Raw genomic sequence first — 21,470 nt, forward strand, 5'->3', positions numbered from 1 at the left:
TGTTCTACTGGATCATTCTTACCTTCTACAGTTCTATCTCTTCTATTTTTTGCTTTTTTCTTGACAACTACCTTATTAGCATTTTCATTTTCTATTTCTTCATAGTGTTTTACTATTTCTGAGCCATTAGATTTTTGATCTGCAAAAAGTTCTTTAATTAAATCTGCATCCTCTTCATCTATAACGCTCATGTGATTTTTAGCATCTACGCCAAACTCTTCGAAAAGAACTGTTATTAGTTCTTTACTTGAAACTTCTAATTCTTTAGCTAATTCATATATTCTTACTTTTGCCAAAGTATTCACCTCCAAATTTATATAACTTCACATTCATTCCATAAATTCAAAAGTCTATCACTCATATTTCTATCTTTTACACATAGTACATTAATCTCATTTCTTCCTAAAGCTTTTCCTAATTCCTCCTTAGGAATATCATCTATTATTTTAATGGATTTATCATCGCAATATTTAATAAATTTCTTTTTAGTATTATGTGCACATTCTTTAGATAATAAAAGCAGATAAACATTTTGTCTTTTTATTGTTTCTTCACATTTGTTGTATCCTTCAATAAGGTTACCTGATCTTTTTACAAGTCCTAAAAATTGATAAAATTTATTGTGCATTCTTTATTTCTTCCTTTAACTTCTCAATAATTTCTTCATCAATTTTCCCTTCAAGATTTCTCTCTAGTCTTCTTGCTTTAATTGATTTTTCTAAGCATTCGATACTCTTGCAAATATATGCACCTCTACCAGCTTTTTTACCTGTTAAGTCTATAGAAACTTCGCCTTCTTTACTTCTTACGACTCTTATAAGATCTTTCTTATTTTTCATTTCCATACAGCCAGTGCACATTCTTTGAGGTATTTTTTTTGCCTTCATTAAATATCACCTACTCTTGAACTTCATTAATATCTAAATTTCCAGAATTCACATCTTCTAAATTTAATTCATTAGCTTGTTCTGCTTGTGATTTACTTTTTATATCTATTTTCCATCCAGTTAATCTTGCCGCTAATCTTACATTTTGTCCCTCTTTACCAATTGCAAGTGATAATTGATTATCATCTACTACAACTTTTGCGCTCTTATTTTCTTCATCAACTTTAACATCTAGTATTTTTGCTGGACTTAATGCATTTGCTATATATTCAGCTGGTTCTTTGCTATATTTTATTATATCAATTTTTTCATTTTTAAGCTCATTTACTATATTTTGAACTCTTGTTCCTTTTGGTCCAACACAAGCACCCATAGCTTCTACATTCTCATCATTTGAGTACACAGCTATTTTTGTTCTTGATCCGGCTTCTCTTGCTATACTTTTTATTTCTACTATACCATTGTATATCTCTGGAACTTCTCTTTCAAATAATCTTTTTACTAAACCTGGATGAGTTCTTGAAACTATTATTTGTGGTCCTTTTGTACCATTTTTTACTTCAACTATATATAAGCTTAATTTTTCATTAAATTTATATATTTCACCTGGCATTTGTTCATTAGGTCCAAGTACTGTTTCTATTTTTCCTAAGTTTATGAATATATTATTTCTATCTCTTCTTATAACTGTAGCATTAATTATGTCGAATTCTTTTTCTTTGAACTCATCATATATTATACTTCTTTCAGCTTCTTTAATTCTTTGAATAACTACTTGCTTTGCTGATTGTGCTGCTATTCTACCAAAAGATCTTGGTGTTACTTCAATTTCAGCCATATCTCCTACAGCATATCTTGGGTTTATTTCTTTTGCTTCTTCTAAAGATATTTCACAAGCCTCATCATAAACTTCATCAACAACTTCTTTTTGAGCAAAAACATGAGTTTCCCCTGTTTCTCTGTTCATAGTAACTTTTACATTTTGGCTATTTACTGAAGAATTTGCATAGTTCTTTTTATATGCAGCTACTAGTGCGTCTTCTATTGTCGTAAATAATAAATCTTCACTTATTCCTTTTTCCTTCACAATTTCTCTAAGTGCATCTATAAACTCTTCATTCATTTTTAATTATCCTCCTACAACGCAGGGTTCAAAGTAACTTCTGATACTTTTTCTCTAGGAATAGAGATTTCCACATTTTCACTTTCTATAGTTATGTTTAAAGTATCAAAGCTTTTTAAAACACCCTCAATTTTCTTTTTTCCATTTAATAAGCTTTTTAAATTTACTTTTACATCATATCCTATATATTTCTTAAGATGTTTATCGTTAAATAATGTTCTGAATACACCTGGTGATTGTACCTCTAGTATGTATTCCTCACTTATTGGGTCTTCTACATCCAATAAATCACTTAACTCTCTGCTAACTTTTTCACAGTCTGACAGTGCTATTCCATTGTCATTATCTATATAAACTCTAAATATATATTCACCAGATTCTTTAATATATTCTAAATGATATAATTCACAATTGTTTTTTGTTACAATTGGTTCTGTTAATGTTTGAAGTTTATCAATTAAAACTTTATTCTCCATTTACTAACCTCCTTATTTAGTTTTTAGTTTATTGTAAAGTATACAATAAAACGCAACTAGTGAACGTTGCGTCTTTAACAAATAGAGAGTAGGCATAACCTACTCTCCCAAAACTTAATTCGTCATAATTTACTAAACTATAACTTAGTATATCATAGAACTAATATTTATTCAAGGGAATTTGCTTTACATATATGAATGAACTAAAGTTATATTTAACATTTAAATTTATCCCTTTATAGTTTTCCAAATTTACATTTAAAATTATACATACTTTTATTTTTTATAGCTTAAAATAAACTTAATTGATTTGTTTCTGGTAAATCCCCTAATGCTCCATGATTACTTAATGCTTCTATTACGGTTTTAGAAACCGAACTTCTATCTTTCATATCTTGCTTAGATATAAATTCTCCATTTTTTCTAGCTTCCATAATACTTTTAGCAGCATTTACTCCAACACCTTGCAATCCACTTAAAGGAATCCTTATAGATTCTCCTTCTATTAAAAATTTAGTTGCGTGAGACTTATATAAGTCTACTGGCAAAAATTTTATTCCCCTTTTGTACATCTCATAAGAAAGTTCTAGTATAGTAAGTAATCCTTTTTCTTTTGGTCCAACTTTATTACCAAGTTCACTTATTTCATCCATTTTTACCTTAATTGCATCTTCACCTTTTATAACAATATCTCCATCAAAGTCATCTGCTCTTACCGTAAAATACGTTGCATAATAAGCTTTAGGATAATATACTTTGTAATATGCTATTCTTACAGCCATCATTACATAAGCTGCAGCGTGTCCTTTAGGGAACATATATTTTATCTTTTTACAAGATCCTATATACCAATCCGGAACATTATTTTCCCTCATTATCTTTTCATGCTCTTCTGATAATCCCTTTCCTTTTCTAACTTTTTCCATTATATTGAAGGCAATTTTAGGTGGTAGCCCTTTATATATTAAATAAACCATTATATCGTCTCTTGTGGCGATACAATCTTTAAGTGTTGTGTAACCTTCTTTTATATAATACTGAGCATTATTAAGCCAAACATCAGTACCATGAGATAATCCAGATATTCTAACTAAATCTGAAAAAGTTTTAGGTTTAGTATCTAAAAGCATTTGTCTTACAAATTTCGTCCCAAACTCTGGTATACCATAGCTTCCTACTTCACACCCTAATTCTTCTACTGTAACGCCTAATGCCTCTGGTGATGTAAATATGCTAAGTACTTTAGGATCTGAAAGTGGAATATCATGAGGATCTAATCCCGTTATATCTTGAAGCATTCTTAATACAGTGGGATCGTCATGACCTAATATATCTAGTTTTAAAAGTCTACCACTTATTGAGTGATAATCAAAGTGAGTAGTTATAATATCAGAATTAGGGTCATCTGCAGGATGCTGTATTGGACAAAAATTGTATATTTCATTATCATTTGGTACAACCATTATTCCTCCTGGATGTTGCCCTGTTGTTCTTTTTACTCCTGTACAACCTATTGTAAGTCTATCTATTTCTGCTGATGGAACATTTACTCCTCGTTCATCTAAATACTTCTTTACAAATCCATAAGCTGTTTTTTCTGCTATTGTACCTATAGTTCCAGCTTTAAATGTATGACCCTCTCCAAATAAAACTTCTGTATATTTGTGTATATCACCTTGGTTATCTCCTGAGAAGTTAAGGTCAATATCTGGTTCTTTATCACCTTCAAACCCTAAGAATGTTTCAAATGGTATATCATGACCATCTCTTATATATGGTGTTCCACATTTTTCACAATTTTTTTCTGGTAAATCTACCCCAGACGCAACAGAACCATCCATAAAAAATTCACTATGTTTGCATTTTGGACACACATAATGAGGTGGAAGTCCATTAACTTCTGTAATATCAGTCATTGTTGCAACAAAAGAAGAACCAACTGATCCCCTTGATCCAACTAAATAACCATCTGATATTGATTTTGCAACAAGTTTGTGTGCTATAAGATATAAAACCGCATATCCATTATTTATTATAGAATTTAATTCTTTATCTAATCTCTGTTGTATAACTTCTGGCAATTTTTCTCCATATATTCTATGAACTTTTTCCATAGTCATATTTCTTATATCATCATCCGCACCCTCTATTTTAGGTGGAAATGTCTCATCGGGTATAGGCTTTACAAATTCCACTTCATCTGCTATTTTGTTTGGATTTACAATCACTACTTCTCTAGCTTTTTCTTCTCCTAAATAAGAAAATTCCTTCAACATTTCTGTTGTAGTTTTAAAATATAATGGAGGTTGATTATCCGCATCCGAAAACCCTTGACCAGCCATTAATATTCTTCTAAAAACCTCATCTTTTGGATCCAAAAAATGTACATCACCTGTAGCAACAACAGGTTTTCCATATTTATTAGCCAAATCACATATTTTCTTATTTATCTCTCTTAATTCATCTTCATCCTTTACATTACCTTTTTCGATTAGAAATTTATTGTTCCCTATAGGTTGTATTTCTAAATAATCATAAAAATTAACCAAATTCTCAAGTTCTTCAAAACTTTTCCCTTGTAAAACTTCTTTAAATACCTGACCTGCTTCACATGCAGACCCTATTATTAATCCTTCTCTATATTCCTGTATAAGACTTTTAGGCAATCTTGGTCGTCTATGAAAGTATTCAAGATTAGATTTGGATATAATTTTGTATAGATTCTTTATTCCTGCTTGATTTTTTGCTAACACTATAACATGGTATGTCATAGCTTTTTTTATATCAAAATTTCTTATATACTCAGCATTCAAAGTATTTACATCTTCTATGTTATATTCTTTTTTTAATTTTTCAAAACAGTGTAATGCTATTTCCGCCGTAGCTCTAGCATCATCTACAGCTCTATGATGATTTTCTAATGATATACCTATATGATTACAAATTGTATTTAACTTATACCTTTTTAAATCGGGAAATAAAAATTTAGATAATGGTATAGTATCCATTATAGCGCTTGTAAAGTTTAACCCCATTCTTTTACAATTTGCTTTTATAAAAGAAGTATCAAAAGGTGCATTATGAGCTGCTACCATAGAATCTCCAATAAAATTCATAAACTTTGGTAAAATTTCCTTTATTGTTTCTGCATTTCTTACCATTTCATTTGTTATACTAGTCAATTCTGTTATTTTATATGGTATATTCCTTTCAGGATTTACAAATTCATTAAAACTCTCAATCACTTCGCCATTTCTAATTTTAACTGCTCCAATTTCTATAATACTATCATTTTCACTAGAAAAACCTGTTGTTTCTAAGTCAAATACGACAATATCATCATTTAACCTTCTATCTTTACCACCAATTACAATAGGTTCTCCATCATCAACTAAGTAGCCTTCCATTCCATATATAATTTTTATATCTTTTCCCTTTGATGCATTCATAGCTTCTGGAAATGCTTGTGCAACACCATGATCAGTTATAGCTATTGCTTTATGCCCCCATTTTGCAGCCATATTTATAAGACTAGTAGCTGATGACATTCCGTCCATAGAACTCATAGTAGTATGAGCATGAAGTTCTACTCTTTTTTCTTCATTACTATCATTTCTCTCAGTTTTAGGGATTTTATACATATGTTTTCCCATTATTACTATTTCCCTTGCATATGTATCATATATAACTTCACCACTTATTTTACAATGTAAACCAACCTTTAAGTTTTCCTGCATTTTTTCAATTTCTTGATTTTTAAGGAAACACTTAACTGTTATAGAGCTTGTATAGTCTGTTATGCAAAAAGTTGGTATTATTCTTCCTGTTTTAGTTTCTATTATTTCAACTTTAAATACATCCCCCATAACAGAAACAAATCCCGATGTCTGATCTAATTCAATTATAGGTGTTATATCTCCTGTTATATGTCTACCTATAATTAGATTTTCATCATTTGCATCTTTAGTATTGTCATATTTTGTTTTCTTATATCCGCCATTATTTCCACTATTATAGTTATTATTATTTGATTTTGGCTTAGGTGATGACTCTTTTGGAGTTGTCTGCACTGGCTTATTTTTCATAACTTCTTGAATTATATTTAAATTTTCTTTTTCTTTTTCTTCAAAATAATCTTGTTTAGTATTTTCATCATATTCTATATTAAAATTTGCTGTTAATCCATATACTCTTTTTAAAGTATTTTTCATAACTTGATCCATTTTTTTATTTTTTAAAACATCTAGTATAAATTTATTGTTTACATCTATTTTAATTTCATCATTTACAATTGATTTCCCACAATTTAAAAGTGCAGTTTTCACTGTAGGAGTCTTCATTGTTACATCATGCACAAAATCTACCCAATACATAGTTAATACTTCTTCTATGTTTGCATTTTTAATATCCACATACCATATAAATTCAATATCTTTAAACACATCCAAGATATTGAATAAAGTCTTTTCTACTTTATCTTTTATATCTTCATTTAATCTACTTTCACCTTTTAAATAAATTATCAATTTTTCGCTTTTTTTAAGGTACTGAATTCTCAGTACCTTAATATCATAGTCACAAATATCTTTATTCTCATCTAAATGACCTTTTAATAATTCAACTAGGCTTTTATTCATCTGTAATCCCTCCTAGTCTTATAATTTGTCTATCTCTTTCATAAGTTCAGATACAAGTTCTTCTTCTTTTACTTTTTTTATTATCTGACCTTTTTTAAATATTATTCCACAACCTTTTCCCCCAGCAATTCCAATATCCGCCTCTTTAGCTTCACCGGGTCCATTAACAACACATCCCATAACCGCTACTTTTATGTTTTTATTCACACTTGAAAGTTTTTCTTCTACCTCATTAGCTATATCTATTAAATTTATTTCAGTTCTTCCACAAGTTGGACAAGATACAAATTTAATACCATCATCTATATAACCTAAAGACTTTAAAATTTCCCTTCCAACTTTAACCTCTTCTTCAACATCACCAGTTATAGACACTCTTAAAGTATCACCTATTCCTTCTGAAAGAACACTTCCTATTCCTACACTTGATTTAACTGTGGCTTGAAATATTGTTCCTGCTTCAGTTACACCTAAATGTAGAGGATAGTCTACTTTACTTGACATAAGCCTGTAACTTTCTATCATTTCATTTACGTTTGAAGATTTTATCGAAATAACTATATCATGAAAATCTAAGCTTTCTAAAATTTTAACATGTTCTAGTGCACTTTCAACCAAAGCTTCTGGACAAGGTCTACCATACTTTTCTAATATTCCTTTTTCTAAAGAACCTGCATTCACACCAATTCTTATAGGAATGTTTTTTTCTTTTGCTATTTCAACTACTTTTTCAACTCTATCTCTACTTCCTATGTTGCCTGGATTGATTCTTAGTTTAGATATACCATTTTCCATAGCTTTTATTGCTAATCTATAATCAAAATGTATATCAGCAACAACAGGTATATTTACTCTTTTTACAATTTCTTTTATAGCTTCTGCTGCTTCCATATCTGGAACAGCGCACCTTACTATGTCACACCCTGCTTTCTCAAGTCTTAATATTTGATTAACAGTAGCTTCTATATCTCTTGTATCTGTATTTGTCATTGATTGAACCGCAATTTTAGAATCTCCACCTATATATATATTGCCAACTTTTATTTTTCTTGTGTCACGTCTTTTCATAATTGCTCCTTCCTAGAACTTAATAGGTCTAACTATATCCTTAACTAAAACCACTACCATAAGCGCCATTAACACCATAAATCCATAATAATTTAACTTTGCTATTTTTTCTTTATTAAATTCTCTTCTTGTTATTATTTGCAGTATTAGTATTAATGTCCATCCTCCATCTAATGCAGGGAATGGAATTATGTTGAATATAGCTAACTGCACACTTAAATACGCTGCTAAAAACATTAATGTAGTAAGCCCCTGTCTTGCTGCTTCACCAGAAATTCTAATTATAGTTATAGGACCACCTACATCATCCGCTGATAGCTGTCCTTTAAATAACTGTCCAAAAAAACCAAAAGTTTGTTTTGTAAGACTTACAGTTTCACCAAACCCATGTTTAACTGCTTCTAATATATTAGGTGTTTTTATACTACCATAAATACCAACTAAATATTGTTTTTTACTTTCATCAAGTTCTGGTTTTATAGTAAATTCTTTTGTTTCATTTTCTCTTTTTACTTCTATATTAACTTCTTTGCCTTCACTTAGCATAATTCCTGTCACAAAATCTTCCCAAGAAACTACTTCATTTCCATTTACTTTTTTTATTTCATCTCCAGCCTTAATACCAACTTGTTGTGCTGGTGAATTATCAATTAATTGACTTACTATTGGAATTTTAATTCCCTCTACTCTTCCAACAATAGCAAAAAGTAAAATTGCAAGTACTATATTCATTATTGGACCTGCTAAAACTATAGATAATTTTTGCCATGATGACTTATTTGCATATGCTCTAGGATCCGAACTTGTAACTTCATCATCCTCTCCATACATTTTTACATATCCACCTATAGGTAATAAACAAATCTTATATTCAGTTTCTTTTCCTTTTATTCCAAATAATTTAGGTCCCATTCCTATTGAAAATTCATCTACTCGAACATCATTTATTTTAGCTAAAATAAAATGTCCAAATTCATGTACTATAACTAAAATTCCAAATGCAATTATAGCCATAAGTATATGTCCTATATTTTGAAAAACAGCTCCCATATCAATTCATCTCCCTACATATTAAATTTTTTTCTTACATAATTTCTAACTTTTTCATCTGTTGATATTATCTCTTCTAATGTTGGATTTTCTATATATTCTAATGTATTCATACATTCTCTTATTATATCTTCAATTTGAAGATATGATATTTTATTTTCTAAAAATAATTCTACTGCAATTTCATTTGCTCCATTCATTATAGCTGGTAAATTACCACCTTTTCTGCCTGCTATATAAGCAAGTTTTAAACATCCAAAAGTTTCTATATCAGGTTTTTCAAAAGTTAATTTACCTATTTCAGCAAAATTTAATTTTTCAACTACACACTTTTCTCTTTTAGGATAATTTAATGCATATTGTATAGGCAACTTCATATCAGTACTACCTAGTTGAGCAATAACACTACCATCTATGTACTCTACCATTGAATGTACTATACTTTGAGGATGTACTACAACCTCTATATCATCATAATTAGCATTAAATAAATGGTGTGCCTCTATTACTTCTAATCCTTTATTTACCAAAGTCGATGAGTCAATAGAAATTTTTTTCCCCATTGACCACTTAGGATGATTAAGTGCCTCCTCAGCTTCTATTTTAGAAAGTTGTTCCCTTTTTTTCCCTCTAAAAGGTCCCCCTGATGCTGTTAATATTATCTTATTAACACTTTCTTTATCATTTCCCTGTAAACTTTGAAAAATAGCTCCATGTTCTGAATCCACTGGTAATATTCTTATATTATTTTCCCTAGCTTCTCTCATAACTATATCACCAGCAACTACTAATGTTTCCTTATTTGCAAGGGCTATATCCTTTTTAGCTCTAATAGCATTTATTGTTGGAGTAAGTCCAATCATCCCTACAACAGAAGTAACAACCATCTCTATTTCGTCTAATGTCGCTATTTTGTTAAGCCCATCTAATCCTTTATATACTTCTATATCTAAGCTATTATCTTCACAATAATTTTTAACCTTTTCAAAAGATTTTTCATCCATCATAGCAACATATTTAGGATCAAATTCTTTAATAATATCTATTACTTTTTCGTAGCTTGTATTAGCAGATACCCCTACAATATTAAAATTTTCTTTTTCATTTCTTACAACATCTAATGTTTGTGTTCCAATTGACCCTGTAACACCTAATATACTTATATTTTTCAAAAAAATCGCTCCTTCTAATTTATAACTTCAATCTTCAAAGTTATAATAATATTAAGTTGAATTACCTCTATGTTATTTTGATTTTATCTTAATATGGAGGAAATTTAACTTTTACTTTTTCTTAAGTTTAAATTAGTTAACAAATATCTGTATTAAATAATTTATATTATACTTATCTATTATTTAATGTATTTATTCACACTATAAATTTTATCAAATTCACAACTATTTTTAAATATAAATTCATCACAAGTTACAACATATAATATTCCCATAACCATTCCAACTACTCCAAAATTTTTCATACCTATATACATAGATAAAATCATAGCTAATGGGGATATGTTCATTTTATAACTCATAAACTTTGTTTGAATAATTTGACTATTGAAAACTAATATTATATATAATATTACTAAAGCTAAAGATATTATTTTATTTCCCATACACCAATAGTATATAATAAGCGGTATAAAAACTATAACTGTACCAACATAGGGTACAAAATCTAAGACACCACAAATAACCCCTAAGCTTATAGGTTTTTTTATTCTGAGAATTACAAATCCAATAATTGTTATTATCATATTAATAAAAGCAGAGTAGAATAATACTCTAATTAAATTTTTTAAATCGCATATTTTTTTACATATCTTTATATAATTATCTTTACCAATTATTCTGATAATGAAACACCCTATAGATTTTGTATCTGATAATATAAAATAAGCTGTTATATTTCCTATAAAATACGTAAAAATATGTCCTGTCGTATATATTGCACCCTTAGTAATAATCCCACTATTAATTACATAATATATTTTTTCTATAATAACATTCTTTAAAGTGTTCATATTTATATTGTTAAATGGTAAAAAGCTATTATATATTTCAATTAAATATTCTAATACTCCTTCTAATTGATTCTTAAAAAAAGTAATTCCAAATGTAAATACAAAATTTCCTAAAGCAAATAAAATAATAAAGAAAAGGCTGTTTATAAAAACTATACTAATTATAGCACTTGCCTTTTCTCCAAATGTATTGTTTCTCTTTAACATTCTATATAGCGGCAATGAAAGTAAGATTATAATTATTGTCACTATTATAGGTCTTATATACTTAGTAATTACAACAGTAAAAATTATAAATGATATTAATAATAATATACTATAAACAAGTTCTTTATATTTCACCCCTACATCCCCATAAAAATTGTTATATAATAGTATACTACTACCGATACAAAAAGTATGCTATCAAATCTATCTAATATTCCTCCATGTCCTGGTATAAGATTACTATAATCTTTTATTTCTGCATGTCTTTTTATAGATGATGCCACTAAATCTCCTATTTGTCCAAATACCCCACCTAAAATACCTATTATTACATAGTTATATAATGAAATTTCAACACCAAATTTAGAAATTACATAACCATATATAGTACATCCAATTACACTTCCTATCAATCCACCTATTGAACCTTCCAAAGTTTTATTAGGACTGACTTTAGGACTTATCTTATGTTTTCCTAAAAATCTACCAGTATAATAAGCAAAAGTATCACATACCCATGATGATATAAATACTATCCATATTAAATAATTTCCATTAACTTTTCGTTCTATAAGAACTAATAAACTAAAAAAAACTGTTACATATAAAAAGGGTAGAATAGTAACTGCTATATCTATAAAATTGTACTTAGTATTTATTATAGGTATTATCAACGAAACAAATACAAAGCCCACTATTATATAAGAAAATACTTCAAAATTAAATTTTTCTCCTAAAGTTACAAAATATATAATAGTCATTAAATACCCTATATACGGTACTGGATTTAATTTGCTACTTTTTGATGCATTATTAAACTCATAGATACCACATAAGGCTAAAATCATTACAAAATATTTTAACCAAATACCACCTATTAAGAAAAATATTAAAGCTGGTGCTATCATTGCAGCACCAATATATCTCTTATTTACCACTTTTATTCTCTCCTTTATTGCTTAACTTTGCCAAATCTTCTATCTCTGTTTTGATAGTCATATATAGCTTTTTCTAAATTTCTTTCACTAAAATCTGGCCACTTTATATTTGAATACCAAAATTCAGAATATGCACTTTGCCATAATAAATAATTACTAAGCCTTTGTTCTCCACTAGGTCTTATTATTAAATCTGGATCAGGCATTCCTTTTGTATATAAATTCATAGACATTAAATTTTCATTAATATCCTCTATATTAATGTCACCTTTACAAACTTTTTCACAAATTTTCTTTGTTGCATAAACTATTTCATTTCTTCCGCCATAGTTCAAAGCTATATTAAGAACTATTCCTTCATTGTTTTTTGTAAGTTCCTTCAAATCCTTTATTGCTTTCAAACTATTAGATGGTAATTTTGAAATGTCACCTATAGTATTAAATTTCACATTGTTTTTATGTAGGTTTTCACCTTCTTTTTGTGCGAATTCTATTATTAAATTCATAAGTGCATTAACTTCATCTTTAGGTCTATTCCAATTTTCTGTTGAAAATGCATATAAAGTTAAATATTTTACACCTAAATGTGCACTTCTATCTAATATTTTTTTTATTGTTTTCATACCTTCCCTATGTCCCATCATTCTTGGAAGACCTCTTTCTTTAGCCCATCTTCCATTTCCATCCATTATTATAGCTATATGTTTAGGCATTCTATCATAATCTAATTCTATACTTTCTTTATCATCATTATTTCTATTTCTTTTAATAAATTTAAACACTATTTTCTCTCCATTCCATAAAGTCATATATTTTCTTTTGTATTTGTTTATATTACTAATTTTATCAAATATTTTATAATAATTATACAATATAATAAACATTTTATATCTATTATATTGTAAAAGATTTTATATAATATACCTATTTTCATAATTTCATATTATTAATAAAACCTGCAAAACTGCAGGTTTTATTAATAATATGAAATTAAATTGACATAACGTCTTTTTCTTTATCAGCAATAATAGTATCAACTTGTTTTACAAATTTATCAGTTTCTTTTTGGATGTTTTCTTCTGCTTTTTTAACTTCATCCTCACTAATTTCCCCATCTTTTTTCAATGATTTTATTTTATCATTAGCATCTCTTCTTATTGATCTTATTGCAACTTTTGCATCTTCTCCAACTTTTTTTATGTTTTTAACAAGATTCTTTCTTGTTTCTTCTGTAAGTTCAGCTATTATTAATCTTATAACTGATCCATCACTTGTTGGATTTAACCCTAAATCAGACTTTAATATAGCTTTTTCTATATCTTTTAAAGAACTTTTATCCCATGGTTGAATTAAAAGCACTCTTGGTTCTGGTGCAGATACATTAGCCACTTGGTTTAAAGGTACCATACTTCCGTAGCACTCAACCTCTATTCTATCAAGCATTTTAGGGTTAGCTCTTCCAGCTTTCATTGTTGATAATTCATTTTTTAAAACTGATATTGTTTTGTTCATTTTTTCATCAGCGGTTTTAATTACTTCTTTCATCATATAAAAACTACCTCCAATTATTTTTTACAAATATCTCTAGATACTAGAGTACCAATTTTTTCACCTTTAATTGCCTTTATTATATTTTTAGGCTCATCTAAAGCAAAAACCAATATTGGAATATTATTGTCCATACATAATGATGTAGCCGTAGAATCCATAACTTGTAGTCCTTTTTCAAGTACATCAATATAATTTAAACTATCAAATTTAACAGCATCATCATATTTATGCGGATCCTTATCATATACTCCATCAACTTTTTTTGCTAATAATATTACTTCTGCCTCTATTTCAGCTGCTCTTAAAGCTGCTGTTGTATCAGTGGAGAAATATGGATTTCCAGTACCTGCTGCAAATATTACTACTCTTCCTTTTTCAAGGTGTCTCATTGCTCTTCTTCTTATATAAGGTTCAGCAATTTCTCTCATTTCAATAGCAGTTTGTACTCTTGTGTGAACACCTACACTTTCTAAAGAATCTTGAAGAGCTAGTGCATTTATACAAGTTGCTAACATCCCCATATAATCTGCAGTAGTTCTGTCCATATCTTCTCCATTTCTGCCTCTCCAGATATTTCCGCCACCTACTACAGCACCAACTTCTACACCCATATCTACTAATTCTTTTATTTGTAATGCTATTTTATTAGCCACATCAAAATCTATTCCGTATCCTTTTTCAGCAGCTAATGCCTCACCTGAAAGTTTAAGCATAACCCTTTTATATTTTGCAGCTTCCATATATATTTTACCTCCAAATTATTATTATTATATCAAAGATTTGTAAATTTATATGTCTATTTTAAAAAAAGAGAACACAGGGTTCTCTTTAATTTTATTATTTTCCTTGCATTTTTTTGATTTCTTCTGCAAAGTTTTCTTCTTTTTTCTCGATTCCTTCTCCTCTTTCGAATCTAGCGAATCTTGTTATTTTTATATCAGCTCCAGCTTTTTTAGATTCTTCTTGAAGGTATTTAGCTATTGTATAGTCTCCATTTTTTACCCAAATTTGGTCTACTAAACAAACTTCTTTTAAGTATTTTTTAGCTCTTCCTAAAACCATTTTTTCAACTATGTTTTCTGGTTTTCCTTCATTTAAAGCTTGAACTCTATAGATTTCTTTTTCTTTTTCTAAAGTTTCATGATCTACTTTGCTTTCATCTAAGAATAATGGATTAGCTGCTGCAACTTGCATAGCAACATCTTTTCCTACTACTTCTAAGAATTCTCCTTGTTTTTCACAAGCTAATTCAACCATAACAGCAATTCTTCCGCCACCATGGATATAACTTTGAAGCATTCCATTTTCTATTGAGAATCTTTCAAATCTTCTTATAGACATATTTTCACCAATTTTAGCAATTAATGCTGTTAATACGTCTTTAATTGTAGAATTTTCATCAGCTATGTATTTTTCTTCTACTAACTCTTCTACTGTAGTTACATTTGATAATGTAACTTGTTTAGCAACATTGTTTGCTAAAGCTGCAAACTCTTCATTCGCAGCAACGAAGTCAGTTTCACAGTTAACTTCTACTACTGCACCTTTTTTGTGATCTTCACTAATATAAGTTACTACTAGACCCTCAGCCGCAATTCTTCCAGCTTTTTTAGCTGCTGCCGCTAGACCCTTTTCTCTTAAAGTTTCTATAGCTTTATCCATGTCTCCATTTGTTTCATTTAAAGCCTTTTTGCAGTCCATCATTCCTGCACCAGTTCTTTCTCTAAGCTCTTTTACCATGCTTGCAGTTATCATTGATAAATTCCTCCTATTCTTAACTAATTTAAAAGGTAAATGAAAGACACCGCCTTCACTTACCTTAAAAATTTATATCCTATAACATTTTTTTAAATGTTAATTATTCAAGGTAAAATAAAATTACTCAGCTAATTGTTCACCTTGTCTTGCTTCGATTATAGCATCTGCTAATCTTTCAGTTATTAGTTTTACTGCTCTGATTGCATCATCGTTTCCTGGTATTACATAGTCAACTTCATCTGGATCACAGTTTGTGTCAACTATTGCTATAACTGGTATTCCTAATATTTTAGCTTCTGATATAGCATTTTTTTCTTTTCTTGGATCTACAACAAATAATGCTCCAATTTTGTTAGCATCCATGTTTCTGATTCCGCCTAAGTTCTTTTCAAGTTTTTCTCTTTCATTTTTTAATTGAGAAACTTCTTTCTTTGGTAGAACTTCGAATATTCCATCTTCTTCCATCTTATCTAATTCTTCTAGTCTTGCTATTCTAGTTTTGATAGTAGTGAAGTTTGTTAACATTCCACCTAACCATCTGTTGTTTACGAAGTGCATTCCAGATCTGATTGCTTCTTCTTGAATAGCTTCTTGAGCTTGTTTTTTAGTTCCAACGAAAAGAATATCTTTTCCTTCTTCTGATACAGATTTTAAGAAATCATATGCTTCATCGATTTTCTTTACTGTTTTTTGTAAATCTATTATATAGATTCCGTTTCTCTCAGTGAATATGTATGGAGCCATTTTAGGGTTCCATCTTCTTGTTTGGTGTCCAAAATGTACACCAGCTTCTAATAATTGTTTCATTGATATTACTGCCATTTTAAATTCCTCCTGGTTATTCCTCCATTGCTATCATTTTCCTAAAAAACCCTTTTAGAAAGGCACCTTTTTAGTGAATCAGCAATGTGTGTATTTCTTACCTGTGTTAGTATATCATAATCATTATAACTATTCAACATAAATTTAACACTTATAATAACTATTTTTTCAACTTTAAAATTTGTAATAACTTCATTAATATTATATCCAAATAAAATGCCCGTAAACATTTTGAGTAAATTCTTTATTTAAGTTAAAACTTGAAAAAAAAATAGAGCATAAGCTCTATTTTAATTTATCTAGTTCTTCCATTAATTTATCATTAAGAATTTTTATATGTGTACCTTTCATTCCTAAAGATCTTGACTCAATAACTCCAGCACTTTCGAATTTTCTTAATGCATTAACTATAACTGATCTTGTTATTCCAACTTTATCAGCAATCTTAGATGCAACTAATAATCCTTCTGTTCCTTCTAATTCATTAAATATATGTTCTACAGCTTCTAATTCTGAATAAGAAAGTGTTCCTATTGCTAATTGAACTATAGCTTTCTTTCTTGCTTCTTCTTCTATTTGTTCATTTTTTGATCTTAGTATTTCTGAACCAACTATTGTAGCACTGTATTCAGCAATAACTAAATCTTCTTCTGTGAACTCTTTGTTAAATCTTGCTAAAACTAAAGTACCTAATCTTTCTCTGTTTCCATTTATAGGAACTATAGTTGTTAACTTTCCTTCAACTTCACATTCTTTTTCATTTTCAAATACGCAGAAACCTTTGCTTGAAAGATTTTCTCTTGTTTCATCTATAGTTAAAAGTTTTTCATTGTAATGATCTGGGAATCTCATATTTTTTATAACTTCTGTTTTAACTATTTCACATTCAAATCCACCAGCAAAGTTATATCCTAAAACCTTACCTCTTCTACTTATCACATATACGTTACACTCAAGTACCTCACTTAATAAGTTACATATTTCATCGAATACAACTGGTTCTGTTCCTGATTTTTGTAATATTTTATTTAATCTTCTAGTTTTATCTAATAATGACACTCTAGTTCTCCTCCTTCAATTTGCTATAATTTATTTTTTCTACATTTTCAACATATCATCCACTCTATATAAAGTTGTCATACTAAACAGTTCTTGCATTTTTTATGTAATTTAAAATTTTTAGAATTGTTTATTTCAGTTATATAATAACATATATATTTTTGCTTTTCAATATATTTTTACCTATTTCGACATGTTTCTTATTTTTTTATTATTTTTTTGGTATTTAAAGTATTTTACTCAGATATTGATTTTACTAGCATTTATTTTTCACTTAACATTTCGTTAATACTTTATTAATTATTTATACATCTTTTATACATACTTTGTCAACTTAAAGTGTTATCTTATTACATTTTTTTTTACTTAAAGTAAATTTTATTTTAATTATCGTAAAAGAAAAACATTAATTGAACACAAAATTTAATCAAGCAATACTATTAATATTGCTTGATTACTTGTGTGTTTTATATAAAAAAAACAATTACAACTATTGTTCTTTATTTAAGTACTTTTTATATTTACACTCTTTGTTAGAACACTCTAAATAATCGCCCTTTGCTTTGCTATATCTTTTTAACATTATTTCATTGCATTCAGGGCATTTTTCATTAGCAGGTTCAAACCAACTCACAAAGTCGCATTCTGGATATCCACTACATCCATAAAAAGTTCTTCCCTTTTTACTTCTTTTCTCTAAAATAGCTTTGCCACATTTAGGACAAGGTGCTTCTACTTCTCTAGATATAGGTTTTGTATTTTCACACTCCGGATATCCTGGACAAGCCAAGAAATCTCCAAATCTTCCATGTTTTATAACCATAAATCTTCCACACTTATCACAAACTATATCAGTAACTTCATCTTCTATAGTAATTTTGGCTATTTCTTTTTCTGCTATTTCAATAGATTCTTTTAATGGAGCAAAGAATTCTTCAACTATCTTTTTCCATTCAACAGTTCCTTCTTCTACTCTATCTAGTTTGTTTTCCATTTCTGCTGTAAATTCAATATTAACTATCTCTTTAAAATACTCACACATTAGGTTATTTACTATTTTTCCAAGCTCTGTAGGTTCTAATATTTTTTTATTTCTTTCAACATATTTTCTACTCAATAATGTGGATATTGTAGGTGCATAAGTACTAGGTCTACCTATTCCATTTTCCTCTAAATTTTTTACAAGTGAAGCTTCTGAAAATTTAGCTGGTGGTTGAGTAAAATGCTGCTTACCTTCTGTAAAATTACTACAAAGTTTATCTTTTTCTTCTATTTTAGGTATTTTTACAACCTTATCCTCATCTTCGTTATCATTTTTATAAAGTTTAGTAAATCCCTCAAATTTAGTAGTTGATCCTGTGGCTTTAAATAAATAATCAATATTTATTACTTCTACGGTAGTACTATCTAATAAACATGATGCCATCTGACTTGCCATAAATCTATTCCAGATTAAACTATATAACTTGTATTGAGGATCTTTTAAATTTTCCTTAGCAATTTCTGGCGTTATATTTATATTACTTGGTCTTATTGCTTCATGTGCATCTTGACTATTTTTCTTTCCTTTATATACTCTTTTTGTCTTTGGTACATATAAATCACCAAAGTTCTCTAGAATATATTGTTTTGCACTTTCTTGAGCTTCTTCTGATATTCTTACAGAATCCGTTCTCATATAAGTTATTAATCCTACTGTTCCAAATCCTTTTATTTCAATACCTTCATAAAGTTCCTGTGCTACTGACATTGTTTTTTTAGTTGAAAAATTAAGTTTTCTATATGCATCTTGTTGAAGAGTACTTGTCGTAAATGGTGGTAATGGATTTTTAGTCTTTTCTGTATTTTTAATAGTTTTTACTTCAAACTGACCTTTTTTAAGCTCTTCAATTATAAAGTCGCTTTCTTCTTTTGATGTTATTTCTATTTTTTGTTTGTTTTTACTATGAAGTTTTACTAAAAATTTTTCTTTTTTATTTTCCTTGTAGACTTCACTTTCAATAGTCCAATATTCCTTAGCCTCAAACTTATCTATTTCATTTTCTCTATCACAAATAATTTTTAATGCTACTGATTGAACTCTTCCTGCACTAAGTCCCCATTTAACTTTCTTCCATAATATAGGACTTATTTCATATCCAACCAATCTATCTAAAACTCTTCTTGCCTGTTGTGCATCAAATATGTTTTCATTAATTAACCTCGGTTCTTTTATAGCTGCTTTTACAGCATTTTTTGTTACTTCATTAAATTCTATTCTGCACTTTTCACTTTCATCAATTTTTAATATTTTTGCTAAATGCCATGATATCGCTTCACCCTCACGATCAGGGTCAGTTGCGAGATAAATTTTATCGCTTTTTTTAGCTTCTTTTTTCAATTTTTTTATTAAGTCGCCTTTTCCCCTAATTGTTATATATTTAGGTTCATAATTGTTATCTATATCAACACCTAATTGACTTTTAGGTAAATCTCTAACATGCCCCATTGAAGCTTCAACTACATAATTTTTTCCTAAATACTTCTTTATGGTCTTAGCTTTAGCTGGTGACTCAACTATAACTAGTTTTTGACCCATCGTATCCCCTCCAGTAACTTTCTCTTAATTTTGTATAACTTTTCGTCTTAATATTGTATTCAGATTTTAATATACTATTTTAAAAGTAATTTTTATTAAATGTTTTTCACTTGCTCTGAAACTTTAATCTTTAAATTTTCAACTACATATATATTGTATAATATCATTTTATATTACTAATGCAAAATCTACATTTACTATATACTCTTTTCTACCTTAACATAATAATTACCATTTAAACAATATATTTCTTTCCTTAGCTGCATTTCAAATAATAACCTATATAATTGTTTTATGTCAACATTAGTATTTCTACTAATATCATCAATATGCATTGGTTCTGTTGTCAAAATACTATATATTCTGTCAGTTTCTTCATTATAAGCTATAGATATTTTTTTATTTTTATGTCGAATTTTTTCCAGTCCCAAAACTTCAATTATATCATCAATCTTAGTAAAAACATGTGCTCCATCTTTTATTAATTTATTTGTTCCCTTATTTCCTTCTAAAAATACTGATGCCGGTACAGCCATTACATCCTTTCCTTGTTCTAACGCCCAATTAGCAGTTATTAACGAGCCACTTTTTTCCCCTGCTTCAATTACAACAATCAGATCTGAAATTCCACTTATAATTCTATTTCTTAATGGAAACCTAAATTTCTCCGGCCCTGCTAAAGGTTCATATTCTGATATTATACACCCATCTTTATCTAAAATATCATAATATAATTTTTCATTTTCTTTAGGATATATTATATTTATACCACATCCTAAAACTGCACAAGTATAAATATTATTCTTTATAGCACCTTTATGAGCTTCTCCATCTATACCTTTTGCAAGCCCACTTATTATTTGAACATCGTATTCTTTTAATTCATTTGAAATAATTTGTACAATATTTTTACCATAACAACTTGATTTTCTAGAACCTACAATTGCTATTTTTTTACTATTTTTGTTTAATGTAGTTATATTTCCTTTATAAAATAACCCATATGGTGGATTACTGATTTCCCTTAAATTTTCAGGATATTCCTTTGAATTTATTGTACAGAATTTAATATTACTTTCTTCACATATACTTTTTATTTTATTAAGGTTATACTCATCATAATACTTTAAAAACTTATTTACAATTCTATTATTAACATTTTTATTAAACATCATATAGTTATATACATCTTCTTCACTGCCAAGTTCACTTATAAGTTCTAATTTTATTTCTGTTGGAACTTGCGTTATTGTATACCAAAGCTTAAATTTATTATACATCCCTAACTCC

The 21,470-nt window shown here is 28.5% G+C and carries 18 protein-coding genes and 1 pseudogene; all 19 read right to left on the bottom strand.

What is annotated here, in order from left to right:
- Window positions 1-97 precede the first annotated feature (97 nt).
- Window positions 98-296: pseudogene (locus AC07E4_RS17425) on the bottom strand (translation initiation factor IF-2 N-terminal domain-containing protein); the annotation flags it as partial.
- 17 nt (window positions 297-313) lie between these two features.
- Complete coding sequence (locus tag AC07E4_RS17430) at window positions 314-628, bottom strand: ribosomal L7Ae/L30e/S12e/Gadd45 family protein (protein ID WP_034438690.1); 315 nt, start codon at window positions 626-628, stop codon at window positions 314-316.
- Window positions 618-887, bottom strand: coding sequence for an RNase P modulator RnpM (rnpM, locus tag AC07E4_RS17435; RefSeq protein ID WP_034438692.1), 270 nt, complete (start codon window positions 885-887; stop codon window positions 618-620). Before rnpM ends, AC07E4_RS17430 begins: the two co-directional genes overlap by 11 nt.
- A 10-nt stretch (window positions 888-897) precedes the next feature.
- Entirely contained in the window at window positions 898-2,010 is a 1,113-nt protein-coding gene (gene nusA, locus AC07E4_RS17440; RefSeq protein WP_034438694.1) for a transcription termination factor NusA, read from the bottom strand.
- A gap of 14 nt (window positions 2,011-2,024) precedes the next feature.
- Window positions 2,025-2,486, bottom strand: a complete 462-nt coding sequence (rimP, locus tag AC07E4_RS17445) for a ribosome maturation factor RimP (RefSeq protein ID WP_034438698.1) — start codon at window positions 2,484-2,486, stop codon at window positions 2,025-2,027.
- Between the two features lie 290 nt (window positions 2,487-2,776).
- Window positions 2,777-7,123, bottom strand: a complete 4,347-nt coding sequence (locus tag AC07E4_RS17450; protein WP_478217057.1) for a PolC-type DNA polymerase III — start codon at window positions 7,121-7,123, stop codon at window positions 2,777-2,779.
- Window positions 7,124-7,141: 18 nt separating this feature from the next.
- Window positions 7,142-8,191, bottom strand: coding sequence for a flavodoxin-dependent (E)-4-hydroxy-3-methylbut-2-enyl-diphosphate synthase (gene ispG, locus AC07E4_RS17455; protein WP_034438703.1), 1,050 nt, complete (start codon window positions 8,189-8,191; stop codon window positions 7,142-7,144).
- Window positions 8,192-8,203: 12 nt separating this feature from the next.
- Window positions 8,204-9,241 (bottom strand): RIP metalloprotease RseP, encoded by a 1,038-nt coding sequence (gene rseP / locus AC07E4_RS17460; RefSeq protein ID WP_034438706.1) that lies wholly within the window; start codon window positions 9,239-9,241, stop codon window positions 8,204-8,206.
- Window positions 9,242-9,255: 14 nt separating this feature from the next.
- On the bottom strand, window positions 9,256-10,413 hold the full coding sequence (locus tag AC07E4_RS17465) for a 1-deoxy-D-xylulose-5-phosphate reductoisomerase (protein WP_034438709.1): 1,158 nt from the start codon (window positions 10,411-10,413) through the stop codon (window positions 9,256-9,258).
- Between the two features lie 179 nt (window positions 10,414-10,592).
- Window positions 10,593-11,609: an AI-2E family transporter gene (locus tag AC07E4_RS17470; RefSeq protein WP_051539860.1), complete on the bottom strand. Its 1,017-nt coding sequence runs from the start codon at window positions 11,607-11,609 to the stop codon at window positions 10,593-10,595.
- A gap of 2 nt (window positions 11,610-11,611) precedes the next feature.
- Window positions 11,612-12,382 (bottom strand): phosphatidate cytidylyltransferase, encoded by a 771-nt coding sequence (locus AC07E4_RS17475; protein ID WP_034438779.1) that lies wholly within the window; start codon window positions 12,380-12,382, stop codon window positions 11,612-11,614.
- 44 nt (window positions 12,383-12,426) lie between these two features.
- Window positions 12,427-13,221, bottom strand: a complete 795-nt coding sequence (locus tag AC07E4_RS17480) for an isoprenyl transferase (RefSeq protein WP_430829567.1) — start codon at window positions 13,219-13,221, stop codon at window positions 12,427-12,429.
- Window positions 13,222-13,402: 181 nt separating this feature from the next.
- A complete protein-coding gene (gene frr, locus AC07E4_RS17485) occupies window positions 13,403-13,960 on the bottom strand; it encodes a ribosome recycling factor (protein WP_034438713.1) in 558 nt (185 codons plus the stop codon).
- A gap of 17 nt (window positions 13,961-13,977) precedes the next feature.
- Window positions 13,978-14,703 carry a UMP kinase gene (gene pyrH, locus AC07E4_RS17490; protein WP_034438715.1) on the bottom strand — a complete coding sequence of 242 codons (726 nt, stop codon included), beginning with the start codon at window positions 14,701-14,703 and terminating at the stop codon, window positions 13,978-13,980.
- Window positions 14,704-14,800: 97 nt separating this feature from the next.
- Window positions 14,801-15,718: a translation elongation factor Ts gene (gene tsf, locus AC07E4_RS17495; protein WP_034438717.1), complete on the bottom strand. Its 918-nt coding sequence runs from the start codon at window positions 15,716-15,718 to the stop codon at window positions 14,801-14,803.
- Window positions 15,719-15,841: 123 nt separating this feature from the next.
- The gene (gene rpsB / locus AC07E4_RS17500) at window positions 15,842-16,543 is read right to left on the bottom strand and encodes a 30S ribosomal protein S2 (RefSeq protein ID WP_034438719.1); all 702 of its coding nucleotides are present in this window, start codon (window positions 16,541-16,543) and stop codon (window positions 15,842-15,844) included.
- A 285-nt stretch (window positions 16,544-16,828) separates the two neighbouring features.
- The gene (codY, locus tag AC07E4_RS17505) at window positions 16,829-17,602 is read right to left on the bottom strand and encodes a GTP-sensing pleiotropic transcriptional regulator CodY (RefSeq protein WP_034438723.1); all 774 of its coding nucleotides are present in this window, start codon (window positions 17,600-17,602) and stop codon (window positions 16,829-16,831) included.
- Window positions 17,603-18,092: 490 nt separating this feature from the next.
- The gene (topA, locus tag AC07E4_RS17510) at window positions 18,093-20,180 is read right to left on the bottom strand and encodes a type I DNA topoisomerase (RefSeq protein WP_034438725.1); all 2,088 of its coding nucleotides are present in this window, start codon (window positions 20,178-20,180) and stop codon (window positions 18,093-18,095) included.
- A gap of 197 nt (window positions 20,181-20,377) precedes the next feature.
- Window positions 20,378-21,460, bottom strand: a complete 1,083-nt coding sequence (gene dprA / locus AC07E4_RS17515; protein ID WP_034438728.1) for a DNA-processing protein DprA — start codon at window positions 21,458-21,460, stop codon at window positions 20,378-20,380.
- Between the last annotated feature and the right edge of the window lie 10 nt (window positions 21,461-21,470).

It is taken from the genome of Clostridium amazonense (genome assembly GCF_056431285.1).

Excerpts from the sequence above, each read along its gene's own strand:
- AC07E4_RS17450 (WP_478217057.1), bottom strand. The coding sequence starts at position 7,123 with ATGAATAAAAGCCTAGTTGAATTATTAAAAGGTCATTTAGATGAGAAT.
- frr (WP_034438713.1), bottom strand. The coding sequence starts at position 13,960 with ATGATGAAAGAAGTAATTAAAACCGCTGATGAAAAAATGAACAAAACA.
- nusA (WP_034438694.1), bottom strand. The coding sequence starts at position 2,010 with ATGAATGAAGAGTTTATAGATGCACTTAGAGAAATTGTGAAGGAAAAA.
- dprA (WP_034438728.1), bottom strand. The coding sequence starts at position 21,460 with ATGTATAATAAATTTAAGCTTTGGTATACAATAACGCAAGTTCCAACA.
- rseP (WP_034438706.1), bottom strand. The coding sequence starts at position 9,241 with ATGGGAGCTGTTTTTCAAAATATAGGACATATACTTATGGCTATAATT.
- AC07E4_RS17475 (WP_034438779.1), bottom strand. The coding sequence starts at position 12,382 with ATGATAGCACCAGCTTTAATATTTTTCTTAATAGGTGGTATTTGGTTA.
- topA (WP_034438725.1), bottom strand. The coding sequence starts at position 20,180 with ATGGGTCAAAAACTAGTTATAGTTGAGTCACCAGCTAAAGCTAAGACC.
- pyrH (WP_034438715.1), bottom strand. The coding sequence starts at position 14,703 with ATGGAAGCTGCAAAATATAAAAGGGTTATGCTTAAACTTTCAGGTGAG.
- tsf (WP_034438717.1), bottom strand. The coding sequence starts at position 15,718 with ATGATAACTGCAAGCATGGTAAAAGAGCTTAGAGAAAGAACTGGTGCA.
- rpsB (WP_034438719.1), bottom strand. The coding sequence starts at position 16,543 with ATGGCAGTAATATCAATGAAACAATTATTAGAAGCTGGTGTACATTTT.
- AC07E4_RS17480 (WP_430829567.1), bottom strand. The coding sequence starts at position 13,221 with ATGACTTTATGGAATGGAGAGAAAATAGTGTTTAAATTTATTAAAAGA.
- ispG (WP_034438703.1), bottom strand. The coding sequence starts at position 8,191 with ATGAAAAGACGTGACACAAGAAAAATAAAAGTTGGCAATATATATATA.
- rnpM (WP_034438692.1), bottom strand. The coding sequence starts at position 887 with ATGAAGGCAAAAAAAATACCTCAAAGAATGTGCACTGGCTGTATGGAA.
- rimP (WP_034438698.1), bottom strand. The coding sequence starts at position 2,486 with ATGGAGAATAAAGTTTTAATTGATAAACTTCAAACATTAACAGAACCA.
- AC07E4_RS17430 (WP_034438690.1), bottom strand. The coding sequence starts at position 628 with ATGCACAATAAATTTTATCAATTTTTAGGACTTGTAAAAAGATCAGGT.